General features: G+C 67.5%; 15 protein-coding genes. 7 read left to right on the top strand and 8 right to left on the bottom strand.

Going from position 1 to position 16,748, the window contains the following annotated elements:
- Window positions 1-33 precede the first annotated feature (33 nt).
- Window positions 34-1,314 carry a histidine phosphatase family protein gene (locus IPI67_30985; protein MBK7584600.1) on the bottom strand — a complete coding sequence of 427 codons (1,281 nt, stop codon included), beginning with the start codon at window positions 1,312-1,314 and terminating at the stop codon, window positions 34-36.
- Window positions 1,315-1,336: 22 nt separating this feature from the next.
- Window positions 1,337-1,615, bottom strand: coding sequence for a hypothetical protein (locus IPI67_30980; protein ID MBK7584599.1), 279 nt, complete (start codon window positions 1,613-1,615; stop codon window positions 1,337-1,339).
- Between the two features lie 105 nt (window positions 1,616-1,720).
- On the opposite strand from IPI67_30980, the gene IPI67_30975 reads away from it, so the two are divergent.
- The 3 genes from IPI67_30975 (at window position 1,721) to IPI67_30965 (ending at window position 4,654) form a co-directional block, all read left to right on the top strand.
- Window positions 1,721-2,941 carry a hypothetical protein gene (locus IPI67_30975; protein MBK7584598.1) on the top strand — a complete coding sequence of 407 codons (1,221 nt, stop codon included), beginning with the start codon at window positions 1,721-1,723 and terminating at the stop codon, window positions 2,939-2,941.
- Window positions 2,942-3,023: 82 nt separating this feature from the next.
- Window positions 3,024-3,929: a glycine--tRNA ligase subunit alpha gene (locus IPI67_30970; GenBank protein ID MBK7584597.1), complete on the top strand. Its 906-nt coding sequence runs from the start codon at window positions 3,024-3,026 to the stop codon at window positions 3,927-3,929.
- A gap of 77 nt (window positions 3,930-4,006) precedes the next feature.
- Entirely contained in the window at window positions 4,007-4,654 is a 648-nt protein-coding gene (locus tag IPI67_30965) for a hypothetical protein (protein ID MBK7584596.1), read from the top strand.
- 47 nt (window positions 4,655-4,701) lie between these two features.
- Here IPI67_30965 and IPI67_30960 read toward each other — a convergent pair whose 3' ends face one another.
- Window positions 4,702-5,628 (bottom strand): redoxin domain-containing protein, encoded by a 927-nt coding sequence (locus IPI67_30960; protein ID MBK7584595.1) that lies wholly within the window; start codon window positions 5,626-5,628, stop codon window positions 4,702-4,704.
- A gap of 43 nt (window positions 5,629-5,671) precedes the next feature.
- On the bottom strand, window positions 5,672-8,125 hold the full coding sequence (locus IPI67_30955; protein ID MBK7584594.1) for a Smr/MutS family protein: 2,454 nt from the start codon (window positions 8,123-8,125) through the stop codon (window positions 5,672-5,674).
- Window positions 8,126-8,541: 416 nt separating this feature from the next.
- Between IPI67_30955 and IPI67_30950 the strand changes: the two genes are divergently transcribed.
- Window positions 8,542-9,468, top strand: a complete 927-nt coding sequence (locus tag IPI67_30950) for a PhnD/SsuA/transferrin family substrate-binding protein (protein ID MBK7584593.1) — start codon at window positions 8,542-8,544, stop codon at window positions 9,466-9,468.
- A 21-nt stretch (window positions 9,469-9,489) separates the two neighbouring features.
- Window positions 9,490-10,011, top strand: coding sequence for a hypothetical protein (locus IPI67_30945; GenBank protein ID MBK7584592.1), 522 nt, complete (start codon window positions 9,490-9,492; stop codon window positions 10,009-10,011).
- A 28-nt stretch (window positions 10,012-10,039) separates the two neighbouring features.
- Here IPI67_30945 and IPI67_30940 read toward each other — a convergent pair whose 3' ends face one another.
- Window positions 10,040-10,621: a DUF4230 domain-containing protein gene (locus IPI67_30940; protein MBK7584591.1), complete on the bottom strand. Its 582-nt coding sequence runs from the start codon at window positions 10,619-10,621 to the stop codon at window positions 10,040-10,042.
- A gap of 162 nt (window positions 10,622-10,783) precedes the next feature.
- On the bottom strand, window positions 10,784-11,254 hold the full coding sequence (locus IPI67_30935; GenBank protein ID MBK7584590.1) for a hypothetical protein: 471 nt from the start codon (window positions 11,252-11,254) through the stop codon (window positions 10,784-10,786).
- 110 nt (window positions 11,255-11,364) lie between these two features.
- Between IPI67_30935 and IPI67_30930 the strand changes: the two genes are divergently transcribed.
- The gene (locus IPI67_30930) at window positions 11,365-12,738 is read left to right on the top strand and encodes an Ig-like domain-containing protein (protein ID MBK7584589.1); all 1,374 of its coding nucleotides are present in this window, start codon (window positions 11,365-11,367) and stop codon (window positions 12,736-12,738) included.
- Window positions 12,739-12,785: 47 nt separating this feature from the next.
- Here the strand turns inward: IPI67_30930 and IPI67_30925 are convergent, their stop codons facing one another.
- Window positions 12,786-13,082, bottom strand: coding sequence for a Smr/MutS family protein (locus tag IPI67_30925; GenBank protein ID MBK7584588.1), 297 nt, complete (start codon window positions 13,080-13,082; stop codon window positions 12,786-12,788).
- Between the two features lie 16 nt (window positions 13,083-13,098).
- Window positions 13,099-13,986, bottom strand: coding sequence for a Ku protein (locus IPI67_30920; GenBank protein ID MBK7584587.1), 888 nt, complete (start codon window positions 13,984-13,986; stop codon window positions 13,099-13,101).
- Between the two features lie 110 nt (window positions 13,987-14,096).
- Here IPI67_30920 and ligD point away from each other — a divergent pair, with 110 nt between their 5' ends.
- Window positions 14,097-16,652, top strand: coding sequence for a DNA ligase D (gene ligD / locus IPI67_30915; GenBank protein ID MBK7584586.1), 2,556 nt, complete (start codon window positions 14,097-14,099; stop codon window positions 16,650-16,652).
- Window positions 16,653-16,748 lie beyond the last annotated feature (96 nt).

Here is a 16,748-nt window from a genome sequence, read left to right as displayed (position 1 = left end):
CGCGAACATTCGCGCGTGCTCGCTTCGTTCGCCTCACCCCTGCGGCCAGGGCCCCATCGAGAGCGGAGCGTCCGACCGATCCGGCAGGTCCGGCTCCAGCTCGACGCGGTGCTCTTCGTAGCCGTAGGCGGTCGGCGTCAGCTCGATCAGCGTGTGCAGCGGGATCGGGACGTGGGGGCACTCCTCCTGGGGGCGCCCGGTCAGATAGCCGTAGAGCGCTCGGATGATCGCCTGGTGCCCCACCAGCAAGATCGGCTGACGCTGGCGCTCGATGTCCACGATGACCGGCTCCAGCCGCAAGATCACGTCGGCGTAGGACTCACCGCGAGGGTAGCGATAGCGGAACTTGTTGCCGACGCGCGCGCGGTACTCGTCCGGGAGATTCTGCTTGATCTCGTCGTAGGTCATGCCGTCGCAGACCCCGGCGTCAATCTCGTCCAGCGCACGGCGAGCGATGGGCCTTATTCCCAGCTCCGCGGCGGTCTGGATCGCGCGCTTGAGTGTGCTCGTCCAGACCACCAGCCGGTCGGTGCCCGGTTGCTGTCGCATGAACTCCGCGAGGCTCCGGGCGTAGGCAAAACCGCGGGGTGAGAGGTTGCTGTCGCCGCCGATGCGGTCGCTGGTGTTGAACAGGCTCTCGCCGTGGCGCGTGAGCCAGATCTTGCGCCGCCCCGGGTGCACGTTCATCAAGAAGAACATCAGGCGCGCGCTGAAGTAGCCTTCCATGTGGTTGACCACGACCTGGCGCCCGACGTCGATGATCTTGACGTAGCTCCTCTCTGGTTCGTCGACCGGTTCGTAGGTGCGCTCGTAGGCCGCGATCCGAGCGCGGAAGTCCCGGACGGCTTCCTCCGGGTCCACGTCGGCGTAGTCGGGCGAGCGCAGTTTGTTGTCGCGCACGTTGGCCTCGACGACGGCTTCGTCTTCACAAATGCTCTCGACGAACACGACCTGAACACCCACGGCACGACAGCGGTTCCAGATGATGTCGCGGCGTGACTTCTCCGTGTTCGTGGCGTCGTAGATTGCCACTTCGCCCCCGCCCGCCAGCCACTCGAGCACGTCGTCGAGCGCCCGCATGGCGATCCCCTCGCGCAGCTCGGTGTTGCGCTCGTCGGAGTGGTCGAAGAAGCTGGCGGGCTGGCGCGCTCCGACCTGCGAGCGGCGGTATTCACCGACGTTGAAGGTGCGGGTGTCGTACCCGAGCCAGGACAGGTAACGCGCGATCTTGCGAGCGATGTAGGTCTTGCCACGCGCGGGCAGGCCCACCATCACCAGGATGTGTTTTGGCAGCTCCCTGCCCTCGGGGATCATCGGCGCGCTCCTTCGGCTTCACTCACTTGGCCCGCTCGTCGCAGCGCGCGACCTCGCTGGCATTACTGGCAAACTGCACACAGTCGAACTGCGCTCGAGTCCCGTGTTGCATGCAGTGGTCGACGGTATTTCTCTGCTGTTTGCTGTTCACCCTCCCGAGCTCCTTGTCCCTGAGCTCGTTGAGGCGAATCGTCATCTGTACACACTCGCCGCGGCTGAGCTCCCCGGCCGGGGGTTCAGCACCCGAGAGCTTGTCGCAGCCGAGCAGCAGGAAACAGACAGCCAACAGCTCGACGCGCACACGATGAGTCTGGCGGTCTCCACGATCAGCGTCAACTCGAGCGCGGACACACGGGTGCCACGACCCGGACTGGCCCGTGTCGCGATTCTTGCCTATGCTTGCCTGATGTTCGAAAAGCTCAGCCGTCTCGGGTTCGCGGCGGTCTCCTTGGTTGCCTCTCTCGCGCTCACCGCCTGTGGAAACGACAGCGAGAGCTCCCCCTCTGGGACGGGCGGAAGCGGTGGCAGCGCCGGCGCTGGCGGCAGCGCCGGCGCACCGGACATTCCCTCGGTGGGCGAGCTGCGGACCGTCGAGCCCGGTGGCGACACGATTTGTTCGCGCGGCACTCCGTTCCGCTTCTTCGTCGAGGGCGGCGATCCGAAGAAGATCGTGATCGACTTCCGTGGTGGTGGTGCGTGCTGGAATCAGCTCACCTGTTCGATCTCGGACGCCATCTTCGAGCCCGAAGCCCCGACCGAAGTGCAGGTCAAGGCTTTCCTTGCCGGCGGCGCCGGGGGCATCTATCGCTTCGACGACCCGAAGAACCCGGTCGCGGGCTGGACGCTGGTGCACATTCCCTATTGCACGGGTGACGTGCACTGGGGTGACGCCGTCAAGGAATACGCGCCCGGGCTGACCATCAATCACAAGGGCTTCGTCAACTCCCAGACGGTCCTCAAGTGGGTCTATGAGCGTTATCAGCCGGATGAGATCCTGGTCACCGGCTGCAGCGCCGGCGCCTACGGTGCCATCGGGCACGCGCCTTACGTGGCGGATCAGTACCCGAACGCCAAGATCAGCGTCGTCGCGGACTCGGGCTGCGGCATCGTCAGCGACACCTTCTTCAAAGACAGCTTGCCCAACTGGAATGCGCAGATCCCGCAGCAGGTCCCGGATTTGAAGGGCAAGGACATCACGACGTTGACCATCGTCGACCTCTACGTCGCGATCGGAAAACACTACCCAAACATGCGCATTGCCGAGCAGACGACCGCCTTCGACAAGGATCAGACCGGTTACTACACCGCGATGGGTGGTGATGCCGCGGATTGGTCGGGCAAGATGCAAAAGTCGCTGCTCGACATCAGCGCCGCCGCGCCGAACTATCGTTTTTTCCTCTCGCCCGGGCCGCTCCACTGCCTGCACCCGTACGACGCCATGTACGAAAGGAAGAGCGAGGGCTCCCCTTACGTCGATTGGCTCGAGCAGTTCCTGCACGGCGCGACGTCACCTTCCAGCGTCGGCTGCACGGACACGTCCTGCAAGCAGGACCCGGTCTGCGATGCGTGCCTGAAGGGCGGCACGGCGCCGGAGTGCACGTGGTGCAAGGACTGGACGGGGCAGTGAGGGAGAGGTAGCGGGACCCGGGCGCCCGGCATCGCAGATGGAAATTGCGGGCGCCCCGCCGCCGACCTAGGCTCGCGCCGCCGTGTACTTTCAAGACCTGATCCTGACGCTGCAGAAGTTCTGGGCCGAGCGTGGCTGCCTGATCGTGCAGCCGTACAACTCGGAGGTGGGCGCCGGCACGTACAACCCGGCGACGTTCCTGCGCTCACTGGGACCCGAGCCATGGAACGTGGCGTTCGTCGAACCCTCGCGGCGCCCGACCGACGGACGGTACGGCGAGAACCCGAACCGCTTGCAGCAGTTCCACCAGTTTCAGGTGATCCTGAAGCCGAGCCCGCTCGACATTCAGGATCTGTATCTCGAGTCGCTGGTGGCCCTGGGGACGAATCCCCTCGAACACGACGTGCGTTTCATCGAAGACGACTGGGAGAGCCCGACCCTGGGCGCCTGGGGCCTCGGCTGGCAGGTCTGGCTCGACGGGCTCGAGATCAGCCAGTTCACCTACTTTCAGCAGTGCGGCGGCTTCGACATGAAGCCGGTCAGCGGTGAGCTCACCTACGGGCTCGAGCGCATCGCGATGTATCTGCAGGATGTCGACAACGTGTACGACCTCGCCTTCGACAAACAGGTCAAGTACGGCGAGATCTATCAGCGCGCCGAGTGGGAATGGAGCACGTACAACTTCGAAGAGGCCGACGTGAAGGCGCACTTCTTGGCCTTCGATCATGCGGAGGGCGAAGCCAAGCGCCTGCTCGAGCGCGACGAAGATCCGCTGAAGAAGCTGGTGCTACCTGCCTATGACTGTGTCGTGAAGGCCGCCCACGCCTTCAACGTGCTCGACGCACGCGGAGCCATCGGTGTCACCGAACGACAGCGCTACATCTTGCGCGTGCGCACGCTGGCACGGGCCGTCGCGCAGGGCTGGATGGCCCAGCGCGAAGCGCTCGGTTTTCCTCTGCTGCGTGGGGTCGACCGCGCGGCCGAGTGAGCGATCGACGGCGACTTCTCCCGCGAGGCGGGCGTTGGCGAGCGCGAACCCATGATTCGCGCTAGCTTTCTCTGGTGATGGGGCAAAAAATCCGGCTCGTTCTGGCCCTCTCGGGCCTCGCCTTGGCCTTCGCCTGCACCAACTCGTACGACGAATTCGAATTCGGCGGCGGTGCGGGAGGCAGCGGCAGCACCGGCGGCGCAGCCAGCACCGGCGGCGCGGCCAACACCGGCGGCGCGGCCAACACCGGCGGCGCGGCCAACACCGGCGGCGTGGCCAACACGGGTGGCGTGGCCAACACCGGTGGCGCGTCGGGGTGCAATCCGGGTGAAGAGAGCTGCGGAGGGGTTTGTGTCGACCTGCTCACGAGCGTGACTAATTGCGGGTCGTGTGGACAGGTCTGCGCGACCGGGCTGACCTGCGGACAAGGCCGCTGTCGCTGCACCGAAGCGTCGCAGTGCGGTGGTGCCGGCGGCCCCGCGGTCCATTGCAACAAGGAAGGCCGCTGCGAGTGTGACAACAACACCTGTCGCCCCGGTGAGACCTGCGGCAACTCGGGCGGCAATCTGGATTGCTCCTGCAACGGGGGCTCCAACTGTGATTCCGGCGAGACTTGCTGCGCCAGCGGCTGCGCGAACCTCTGGAGTGACGAGAACAACTGCGGTGCTTGCGGGCACGCCTGCGGTGACGGCCAGGAGTGCAAGAACAACAAATGTGTGAACTGAGCCGCGGCCGCGCGTGAAGCGTGAGGCCCCGCCCCGGAGTATTTCGCCTACTTGCAGGCGCCGCTCAGCGAAACTCGGAACGCGCTGAGGCGTGCGCTGAACACTCCGGCTTGCACTGCGGGATCAGCGCCGAGGATCGCCTCGGCGGCTGGGCGATCTGCCGCGCGGAAGACGACGATGCCGGTATGGGGCGGATCGGTGCTGGGGCCCGCCAGGATGAGCACGCCGCGCTCCGTGAGCCCCTTCAGGTACTGGAAGTGTTTTTCGATCATCGCCTCTTCGTCGGCGGTGGGCGTGCTGACCATCTCCGGTCGTCTGGGCTCGATGAAGTACACGAAGGTGGGGGTAGCGGGGGAGGTCATCGCGGTCGGAGTCTGGCAGGACTCGGCGCCGCGGGGCAGGGGCGTGGCGGGCGCGGGTGCCGTGTGCAGGCCGAGTCGTTTCAGTTCCGCCAGGGTCTCGAGCACCTGGTTCACATGTACCGCCGGATCTACCTCCGGGAAGATCCTGCGAATCACACCCTGCGCGTCGATGATGAAGGTCGTGCGCGAAGCGTAACCCTTTGCGTCCTTCGGCACGCCGTACGCCGCGAGCACGCGGCCTTCCGCGTCGCTCAGCAGCGGAAACGGCAACGCGTGCATGCGTTTGAATGCGGCATGGGACTCGACGCTGTCCAGGGAAACACCGACGACGAGCGCGCCGGTGGCACTCAGGCGCTGCCACTCGTCGCGAAACGCGCAGGCTTCGCGCGTGCAGCCCGGCGTGCCGTCTTTCGGGTAGAAATACAGGACCAGGGCGTGTCCGCGAAACTCGCTCAGCGCGCGCAGCTTGCCGGTCTCGTCCGGCAGCGCGAACTCGGGGGCGGCGCTGATGTGAGCCAGGCCCGCGCCGCCCGACGGCGTTCGGCTCCTCGGCGCGCAAGCGACCAGCGAGGTGAACCCGAGCAAGAGCACGAGAGCGCGCAGCGACCACATGCGCGGAGGCGTACGCGCGGGCAGCGCCCAGCGCAAGCGGCGATCAGCGGTCGAACGAGAGCACGGTGAAAGCGTCGCCGCCGTCATCGGACTCGGCCGGGCGGGAACGCTTGACGAGAGAATGCGCCGACAGGTGGGCTCGCACCGCGAGCTTCAGAGCGCCGGTCCCATGGCCGTGCAAAATATACGCGACCCGCTCGCCGACCCTCAGCATCTGATCGACGAAGGCGTCGACCGCGTCCAAGGCCTCGTCTACCCGCTGCCCACGCAGGTCGAGTGTGTTGTCGGTCGTGCGTACGGGGACAAAGCCATCCTGGACCTCGAGCGCGGCCTTGGGCAATACCTTCTTGGTTGCCTGTTTTGCGCCGGGCGGTTTCGCCTTCGCCACTTCGAGCTCGTCGATCCGCACCGTGAGCTTGATCGAACCTACCGCCACCTTGAGCACACCCTTGTTCGGGGGATCGATGACCTCCCCGTGCTGTCCCAGCTGTTTGAGAAAGACGCGGGTTCCGACGCTGAGATCCGCCTCGGCCGCAGGCCGTTGGCCGGTGCGCGCGGGCATTGGAGCTCGGGTGGCCAGCTCGAGCGCTCCGCCCAACGCCACCTGGCGGGCGGCCTCGTTGACGCTCTTCTCGGCTTGTTTCAGCTCGCTGCGACTCGCATCTCCGCGGTCGACACGGTGTTTGGCGGCCTGCAACTCGGCGCGAGCTCTCCGCACCTCGGCCAGGAGCTCGCGGGACTCGGCGGCCAGGAGTGCCCGCTCTTCAGCGCGGGCCTTGGCCCTTTGCTCTTCGATCTCGGCGGTGAGCAAACGTTGCCGTCGCAGTTCCTCTTCAGCATCACGTCGGGCCGCTTCCAAGGTCGAGCGCTCCGCTTCGAGCTTCTGCACCAGCTCTTCTCGATCGAGGGCCCGGTGAGGCAAGAGCTCCTGGGCCCGCTCGATGACCTGGGTTGGAACGCCATAACGCAGCGCCACGGCCAGCGCGCTCGACGCACCAGGAACGCCGATGGTCAGACGGAAGGTCGGTTCCATCTTGCCGAGGTCGAAACCCATGGACGCATTGATCAGCGGGCCACCGCCGGCGCCGAGCTCCTTCAGGCGTTCGTAGTGGGTCGTAACCGCCACGGCGGCGCCCCGTTCCACCAGCGCCTCGAGCAACGCCGCGGCCAGCGCCGAGCCTTCTTCGGGATCCGTTCCGGCCGCAACCTCGTCCAGCAGCACCAGCGCGCGATCACCGGACCGCTCCAAGATCGAAGCCAGGTTCTTGACGTGGGCGCTGAAGGTCGAGAGGGAGAACTGCAGTGATTGTTCGTCACCGACGTCGGTGAGCACGGGCTCGAAAAAACCGAGCTCCGACCCGGGCTCGGTCGGGACGGGGATGCCGGCCCGCACCATCCAGGCTGCGAGGCCCAGCGCCTTCAGTGCGACCGTCTTTCCACCCGCGTTGGGCCCGGAGATCACCAGCGCCGTGCCGCCGGCGAGCGTGATGTCGTTCGGGATGACACGGATGCCCTGCATCACGAGCAGCGGGTGGCGCATGGAGGTCAAGGCTGCGTGCGGCGCGTCCGTCGGCATCAGCGCGATGCTGCGGGTCTCCTCAGCGAAGCGGCAGAGCGCCGCCAGGCGGTCGGCCTCCAGGCAGGCTTCGAGGGCGGCCGCGAGCTCGGGCGCGTGGCGCGTGACCTCCGCGGACAGCACGGCGAGGACCCGCGCCACCTCCCGCTCGACCTCTGCTTCGGCGACCTTCAGGCGGTTGCCGAGTTGGGTCACCTCTTCGGGTTCGACGTAGAGCGTGGCGCCCGAAGCGCTGGACCCGAGCACGATGCCGTTGACGCGCAGGTGAGCGTCGGAGCGCACGGGCAGCACAAAACGACCGTCGTGCTCCGTCCAGTAGTCGTCGCGCAAGACCTCGGAGTAGCGCCGCATCAACTGCGAGAGTCGTGAACCGAGCTCGCGTCGCACCTCGCCGACGCGGCGTCTCGCATCGCGGAGCGCGGGTGAGGCGGAGTCCGCGACGCTGCCGTCTGCTTCGATCGAGCTCGACAGAAGCTCGGCCAGTGGCTCGAGGGATGCAGCGCTGCCGAGCGCCGCCGCGAGCGACGGACGCGGGACCGTCTGCGCCTGTGCGTAGGCTCGCAGCGTGCGGGAGGCCTCGAGCAGGCGGCTGATGTCCCGCAGCTCCTCCCCGCTCGCGACGCTGCCCTTCGCGACCCGCGGGAGGGATTGGTCCAGCTCGGGCAGGCCTCGGGCCGGGATGGGCGCGTCGTCGACGCTTGCCGCCAGCGCCTCCGCCGTGAGGGTCATCCGGGCGCGCGCCGCCGCGACGCTGCGCTCCGGTCGGAGCGCTCGCATGCGGGCCGCTGCTGACGTCGAGACACACGAGCCTGCCAGGTGGTCGAGCAAGTACCCCCACTCGAGGTCGTGGGACGTGCGCTGCTCTGCGGCATCGCCGCCGCCGTTGTCGGGGTGCAGGTCCACGGCGGCGCCGTATGACACGACCCAGGGAGCGGCGCTACCACGGCCCTGATCGGTAGTCGGGCCGGCCAGCAGCAACGAAGCGACGCGTTTTCCCGCCTCGCCCGGCTCTCGGCCGCTGTCGCGGCCTCGTGGCGGTCGTTCCCCCTCAAGCGTCGGTCCTCGGCCGCTCGCGCGGCCTGCGGGTGGACGCGGGGGGAAGGCGTCAGCGAGAACTGGGAGGCCAGCGCCGAGGACCGAGCGGTCGGCGAAGGCAGCGGCGGAGAGAGGAGCGCAAGGAAGCAGAAGTAGTCACTCTGCGGCGCAGGGCGAGTTGATGCCCGCGTGGACGTCGCATCTCGTCGCCTGGGAGCAAGCGCTTCCGCCGCCTCGGCTCGGACCGGCCCGGCGAGCACACCGCGCTTGACGGACGCTCGTCCGGGCGTGAGTGTCCGGGTGTGATCGAGCCGGCGGACCACGAAGCCGGGGGGCCTCCTTCTTCGGGTGCCGCACCTCTCCGCTTCGGTATCACCCTGGCGTCCGGCCTCACGGCAGCGGACGAGCCCGAGGCGGCGGAGCCGGTGCTCCGCGCGCGCCTGTACGCGTTCTGCACCTCCCTGTCCATGGCTTCGGGGCTGAGCATCGAGCCGCGAGATTTCGAGCACTACCCCGCGCTGCTCGACGCCATGGCAGGCGGCGAGCTGGAGTTGGCCTGGCTGCCGCCAATCGTCGCGTTGCGGGCTGCGGCCGGCGGCAGAGCGTTGCCGATCGCGTTGCCAGCGCGACGCGGCGTCTCGACCTTTCACTCGGCGCTGTTCACCGGAGTGGGCTCCCCATTTCAACGACCGTCCGATCTGAAGGCTGCCCGCGTCGCCTGGGTGGATCAGCAGAGTGCGTCCGGGTACTTGGTCATTCGCGCGGCGCTCCGCGCTCAGGGCGTCGATCTGGAGCAAGCCTTCGGCGAGGAACATTTCTTCGGCTCTCACGAGGCGGTCGTGCGGGCAGTGCTCTCCGGGACGGCGGATGTCGGAGCGACGTTCCTGCACCACGACGAGAGCGGCGCTGGCGTGTGGCGCGCCGGTTGGGGAGACGCGAGTGTGCACATCGTGGCGCGGGTCGGCCCGATCCCATCGGACGTGATCGCCGCCGGGATCCACGTGCCGGCCGCGCAGCTTCGCCAGATTCAAAGCGCGTTGACCGGGGGTGAACACCCGGATCTCACGCAGGCAGGTCGGGCCCTGATGGAAGCCGACAAGTTCGTGACAGCCGAAGCCGAACACCTCCAGGGGCTGGAAAATCTGCTGGATTTTCTGGAGGACGCCGCAAAACCCTGGCAGTCCATCTTGCCGCCGCCGAACGCACGTCTCGTCGAGCCTGGAGACTGACAAGAAGACTCGGCCATCCTCATGCCGTATCGCACCGCCCCATCCAGCGTCGTGCCGAGATCTTACGCGGAGTTGTTTGCCCCGGCCGTACCGCTCATTGCGACCGACGATCTCGAGCTCGACTACGAAGTCTTGCCTTGGAAGCGCATCGTCGTCTCGCTCCGGTGGCGACCCCCGGCAGTTTCCCGGCTGATCGAGCGACTGATGCTGCGCTTCGAGCTTGCGTTGAAGGTGGTTCACTCGAGCGAGCTCGATTCCGGACGCTATTCGGTTTCGGTGGGGCAGCGCGCCCTCCGCTTCAGAGAGACCGTCGACGCCGACGGCGCGAGCCGGACGTCGCCGTTCGAGACGCTCGACCGCCCTGGGCTGATCGAGATGCGGGCCGGTCGTTCGGCGTTCGTGGTCGAGGACGGTGTGTGCTCGTTCCGCGCCTCGGGTTACGATCCGGCGGAGCTGCCGCTGCGCTTCGAGAGCGCACACGGACAGGTGCTCGTCGACCTGCCGCCGTTGCTCGGCCGCGAGTGGCAGGCGAAGCGGGTCTGAGCTCGCGGCGCCCTCGCGGACCTCGACCTCAGCTCACGCGCACACTCACCTGGACCTTGGAAAAACCGAGGGCTCGCAGCAGGTCCTCGACTGTACGGCTCGCGTTCTTGGAGGCCTTGTCCAGGATGCCAGCCTCGGTCGCGGCGGCGGTGAGCTCCTTTTCGGCGCGGGCTCGGGCTTCGCTTTCCAGACTCGTGCTGTGTTTGGCGAGCAGATCCGTGCGACGGCTGTGGACGTAGGTCTTCCCGCTGTCGAGCCGCGCCGAGAGCACGCGCGCGGGCGGAAGCTCGACGGTGACCTGCTTGGTTGCCGAGTCGACCTGCACGGCGGCCGCATCCAGCTCCGAGAGATCGACGCCCGCCACCACGTCTCCGGCGACCACCAGGAGCAGCGAGTCCTCCGCGCTCAGGAGGCCAAAGGCGTGGGTCTGGACGTCCTTCACGTCCATGACCCGCTCGAGGTGGTACTCCGCGCTCTCCAACCGCGACAGCTCGCGGATTGCCGTCACGACGTTCGGGCTGGGGCGCACCACGGTCACCGAGCGGGTCAGTCGTGGCAGCAGCAGCGTCGGTGAGACATCGAGCCGCTGGAGGCCGACTCCCGCGGTCATACCAACCGCGACCAGCGCAACTGACAGCATCCACCTCGCGCCGCGCCCACGCGCAATCCTGCTCGGAGTCTCGTTCATCCCCCCAAGGTAGCGCGAGAGCGAGCGCTGTCGATGTGTGACAGCGCTGCCATGCGAACGCGGCTTCGCGTTCGCGCGTGCGGCTCACTCTGCGGCGGGCTGTGCCGGTTCCGATGACGACAGTCCGAGCATGGGCTCCCGGTGTCCGATGCGCAGCGCGACCTTGACACCAACGCGGCCCGCGTCGGTGTCGAGCGCCGCAGCGAGCCCGAGCAGATTCTGGCAAGCACGGCCGCTCGCTGCATCCGACAGGGTCAACACGAGCTCACCGCCGCCGGACTTGGAGAGACGCGCCAGGAGTCCCCGCGCGAGCACACTGCGCGACGCAAAGGCCGACGCGTCGATGCGCTCGTTGGCGACGATCACCGCGGTCCCGACGTGCCAACCGGTGGCCTCCACGCGGGCGATGCGATTCGCAACCTGCGTGACCAGTGAGGTAGGCTCCCCCTCGTAGTGCTGGGCGACCACGACGAGGTCACCCCCTTTGCCGGGTTCCAGCCACCTTGGCCAGCTCGCACCGAACTCGATTACCACCAGGGTTGTTTCGCGCGTCATGGGGGACTTCGTGGTCACCCACGGGGGATAGGGCGAGGGCGGCGAAATGGCCAAGCAAACGCCCGACATCGCCAGTGGCGGCCGCCGACAAAAGGCGTACGCTGGCGGCCATGGCCGTTGGGCGTTTGTCAGGCTTAATAGGGGTTTGTGCGGTCCTCGCCACGGCGTGCGCGGCGGACGACTCCGATGTCGGCGGCGTCGGCGGCACATCGGGCTTCGGCGGCGTCGTCAGCGGCGGTTCCGGTGGCACGGGGGCCGGCGGCAGCGGCGGGCAGACCGGCGGCAGCGGCGGGCAGACCGGTGGCGCTGCGGGCACCGGCGGCGTTGCGGGCTCGGCTGGCAGCGGCGGCGCGACCGGCGGGACGGGTGGCACGACGACCGGCGGGACGGGTGGCACGACGACCGGCGGGACGGGTGGCACGACGACCGGCGGCAGTGGTGGCACGACCACGGGCGGTGCGGGCGGCACCACCGGCGGCACGGGTGGCACGACGACGGGCGGCACCGGCGGCACGGCGACGGGTGGCACCGGCGGCACTACCGGAGACACCACTCCGCCGACGGTGACGTCGACCACCCCGGCTCCGAACACCAAGAGCGTCACCAAGAACTCGACCATCGTCGTGACCTTCAGCGAACCGATGCAGGTCGCCTCGATCACCGCGTCGACCTCCGGCACCAGCTGCAGCGGGGCCATTCAGGTGTCCGCCGACGATTTCTCCTCGTGTGTTGCGATGAGCGGTAACCCGGTGGCGAGCGGCGGCAACAGCGCGTTCACCCTCACGCCTGCCAGCAATCTGCTCAGCCTCGGCAACTACAAGGTGCGCGTGACGACGGCCGCCAAGGACGCATCGGGCAACGCCCTCGCAGCCGTGTATTCGACCCCGACGGCGTTCACGGTGCGCTACTTCCACACCATCACCATCGACGGCAACAATGACTTCCTGGCGGGCGAGACCTTCGCGACGTCGTCGGCGGGTTACACGGCCTACGTCGCGTGGGACGACAACTACGTCTACATCGGCATGAAGGGCGCCGACGTTCAGGCCGCGAGCGCGACGAAGTGGTTCTTTGCGTACTTCTCCGGCTCACCCGGCAGCACTGCGGGAGTGACCTACAACACCCAGCAACCGACCCTGCCGTTCAGCTCACGCTGGCACGCCCGCTGGAGGACCAACAACACCTTCACCGACGCACAGGCCTGGAGCGGCTCGGCATGGGCCGCCGCCAGCTGGAACTTCACGGGCGACGTCTATCAGACCGGCACCTTCATCGAGATGCGGATCCCGCAGCTGGACATCGGCTCGCCGAGCATCTTGTCGCTGCACCTCGGCATGCTCAACGAGCAGGGAGGTAGCGAGGCAACCTACGCGGCGGTGCCCTCGACCTCGTTCAGCGACGGCTACGATCCGAACTACGCGAAGTACCTGGAGCTCGACTTCTCGGCGTCGGTCATGCCCAACGCTTCACCGGTCAAACCCTGAGCGGTGGCGGTGGCCGTCGCGGTCGACCGCCTGCCGGACGCCCGGGTTCAGCGTGGGATCAACCACACCAACGTCGCGCCGAAACCACCGCGACCGGGCGGCGCATTGCCGAAGCGCTCGACGAGGGGGTGCTTGCTCAGAACCTCGCGTACCCGCGCGCGCTGAAACCCCGTGCCCTTGCCGTGAATCAGCCGCACTTCGACGAAACCCTTTTCTTGGGCGGCCTCCAGGTACGAGACCACGACGTCCGGGATGTCCCGCGGCTGAAAACCATGCAGGTCGATGCTGTCTTCGATCTCGAGGACGGCGACCTGCTCCTCGTCGGCTGCGCGCTGTTCCGACATCACCCGCTGCCCGCGGCTACTTCTTCGCCCGGGTGCGCCGTGCAGCCACCTTCTTCTCGGCGGGTTCGTCCGCGCGAGCCTTGACCGGTGGTTTTGGCGCGTCCGCTCCGTCGACGTTGGCTACACGCTCTTGCGCCTCCGCCAGGCTCCGCTTGAGCGCCTCGAAGAGATCGATGATCTGCGCACGCGGGGCCTCGGGGGCGACGGTGATCTCCTGCCCTGCCACCTTCTTTTCGACCGCAGCCTTGACCCGATCTTCGTACGTGTCCTTGTACTTTTCAGGGGCAAAACCCGCGCTCGTGAGCTGTTCGATCAGCTTCTCAGCGAGCTCGTGTTCGATCTCGCTGAAGGTGAAACGCGCGCCCGTATCGATCTCGCCGAAGTCCCGCACCTCGTTCTGATAGTAGAGCTGGTGCAGCACGAGGCCGTCCTTGGCGTAAGGGCGGATCAGGACGAGCTGCTCTTTGCCCCGCGCGGCCCAGCGCCCGACGGCAACGACGCCCTTCTTCCGCATACACTCGCCGAGCAGCTGATAGGGTTTGTCACCGCCCTTGTCGGGACCCAGGTAGTAACTCTTCTCGACCTGCACGAAGTCCACGCTGGCGAGCGGCACGAACTCCGTGATCTCGAGGGACGCGCTGCGCTCCGACTCGAGCGCCTTGATCTCCTCGTCGCTGAAGCGCACGTATTGCCCGCGGGAGTACTCGTAGCCCTTCACCGTGCTCTCGCGATCCACGACCTCGTTGTCGACCGGGCACAGGTACTGCTGCTTCAGGCGACTGCCGCACTTTTCGTGCAGCATGTTGAAGCGGACCTGCTCGCTCGAAGCGGAGGTGTAGAGCTTGACCGGGATGGCGACCAAACCGAACGAAATGGTGCCTGACGAAATGGCTCGGGCGGGCATGGGAACCAGCATGGTATCGGGCTGATCCTGCCGTAAGGAAACATCTTGCAAAGTCCGGCCTCGGGGTGAACAGAGGTGCAGCAGGCTCTCGACCGGTTATGCTGGGCGCCGTGCGCTCGAAGCCGATCCGGAACTATCGCGACAAGCGCGACCCGGTCGGGACGCCGGAGCCGTTCGCTCCCTCGCAACCGGCACCCGCCGCGACCCTGCTGGGCCGCTTCGTCGTGCACCGACACTCCGCGACGCGTGAACACTACGATCTGCGGCTGGAAATCGGCGGTGCGCTGAAGAGTTTTGCGGTGCCGAAGGGCCCCAGCCTCGATCCCGACGAGAAACGTCTGGCGGTCAACACCGAGGATCACCCGCTCGAATACCTCGACTTCGAGGACGTGATCCCCGACGGAAACTACGGCGCCGGCCCCATGATCGTCTGGGATCGGGGGCGCGTGCGTTACCTCGAGGGGAGCGCGGAGGAGGGTATCTTGCGCGGCAAGATCGACTTCGAGCTCTCGGGGTTCAAGCTCGGTGGTCGCTTTGCCTTGGTCCACACCGGCGCTCGGCGCGGTCCGACGGAGCAGAACCAGTGGCTCTTGATCAAGAAGGCCGACGCTCGCGCCGATGCCAGCGTCGACGTGCTCGCGGCGGATCCGCGCAGCGTCATCTCCGGCCTCACTGTGGAGGAGCTCAGCCGGCTGTCGGAGCTCAAGGCGGAGCTCAGCGAGACCGCCGCCCAGCTCGGCGCCCCCGTGGCGGACCTCGATGCGCGCACCCTCACCCCCATGGCCTGCGCGCTCGAAGGCGCCTCGCTCGACGACCCCCAGCGTTTGTACGAGCTGAAGCTCGATGGTGCCCGCATCGTGGCGGCACGCCACGGCGGCGGTGTGGTGTTGCGCTACCGCAACGGCCGGATCTGCACCCAGACGTTCCCGGAAATCGCCCGAGCCGTGGCCAAGCTCCCCGCCGATCGCTGTGTGCTCGACGGAGAAATCGTCGCGTTCGACGAGCAAGGCCGGCCCCGCTTCCAACGCTTGCAGCCGCGGCTCGTCACGGTGCGCCCAGAGGAGCTCGCTCGCGTCGCCGCCGAAGTGCCCGTCGCCTATCTGGTGTTCGACGTGCTCGCGCTCGGCGACCGCTCACTCACGCGGCTGCCGCTGCTCTCCAGAAAAGCCATCCTGGCCCAGCTGGTGCGCGGAAAGGGACTGGTGCGGGCCCTCGATCACCTGCAAGGACACGGCCGCGTGCTCTACGATTTCTGCCGGGCCGAGGGCCTCGAGGGTGTGGTCAGCAAACGCGCCGATTCGCCTTATAGAGAAGGGCCGAGCCGCTCCACCGATTGGGTCAAGCTCAAGTGTGAGCGGGACGACGAGTTCGTCGTCGTTGGTTGGGATGAAGGCCGGGGCGCGCGCAAGGCGCTCGGCGCCCTCCGCCTGGCCAGCTACGAAGGGGACGAGCTGGTGCTCCGCGGCAAGGTGGGGAGTGGGCTGGATCGGGCCGTGCTGAACGCGCTCGATGCTCGGCTGCGCGCTGCCGAGATCCCCGAGTGTGCTGCGCGTGGGGAGCTCGCTCCCGGTCGCGGCCCCGTGCACCACGTGAGGCCCGAGGTCGTGGTCAGCGTGCGCTTCATCGGTTGGACCGATGACGGTCACCTGCGCGAACCCGTGTTCCGCGGCCTGCGCGACGACCTCCCGCCGGCCGCGTGCTCCGCTGCGCCGCCGGGGGGTGAGCGCCTCGACCCGGCCAGCTTGCCCGAAGCCGTGGCGACCTCCGCCCGCGTGGCGCTCACCAATCGCGACAAGGTGTTCTGGCCCGACCAGGGTTACACGAAGGGTCACTTGCTCGACTACTACGCCAGCGTGGCGCCTGCGCTCTTGCCGTTCTTGGCGGAGCGGCCGGTCATCTTGGTGCGGTACCCGGACGGGATAAACGGCAAGAACTTCTACCAGTGGCGGCCACCGGAGGCCGCACCGGACTGGCTCCGCGCGCTCGAGCTGCGTGACGACGAGGACCGAGAAGCGCGCGGCGACAAGAGTGTGTTCCTCGTCGATTCGCTGGACGCGCTGCTCTACATCGTGAACCTCGGCTGCATTCCCCTGCACGTGCTGGCGAGCCGCGCCGGGGACCTCGACTGCGGAGATTTTTTCACCATCGATTTCGACATCGGCGACGGCAGCTTTCGCGATGCCATCGTGCTCATGCTCGCCCTCGAGCAGCTGCTCAGCGAGGCGGGCCTGCGCGGATTTCCGAAGACGAGCGGCCAGACGGGGCTCCACGTGCTGGTCCCAGTGGGGCCCCATGTGCCATTCGCCGTGACCAAGGGACTGGCTGAGCTGTTCGGCAGGCTGCTCGAGGCCGCTCATCCGAAGCTCGCGACCACCGAGCGACGGGTGGACAAGCGCGGGCCGCGGGTCTTCATCGACATCGGACAGACCGGTCGCTCCCGCGCCATCGTGGCGCCCTATTCGGTGCGCGCGGTGCCCGGGGCTACCGTGTCCACGCCGTTGTCCTGGGAAGAGGTGAACCTCGCGCTCGACCCGCGCCGCTTCGACATCGTCACGGTGCCTGCCCGGCTCGCCGAGCGCGGGGACCCCCTCGCGGAGCTCTCGAGTGAACGCCCGGACGTGGGACTCGCGCTCGAACGGCTGGGGCAGCGGCTCGGGCAGAGTTGAAGCGCGCGTTTCGGCCGCCGCATTGAGCGCCGCAAGCTCCGGACGGATCGAGCTTTTTTCACCGCCGGGCGAATCCATCGAGCAGCCGCCCGGCTC

Source organism: Myxococcales bacterium (assembly GCA_016706225.1).
Lineage (GTDB): Bacteria > Myxococcota_A > Polyangia > Polyangiales > Polyangiaceae > JADJKB01.
The sequence above is the reverse complement of the archived record's forward strand: the minus strand, read 5'-3'. Positions and strand labels throughout refer to the sequence as shown.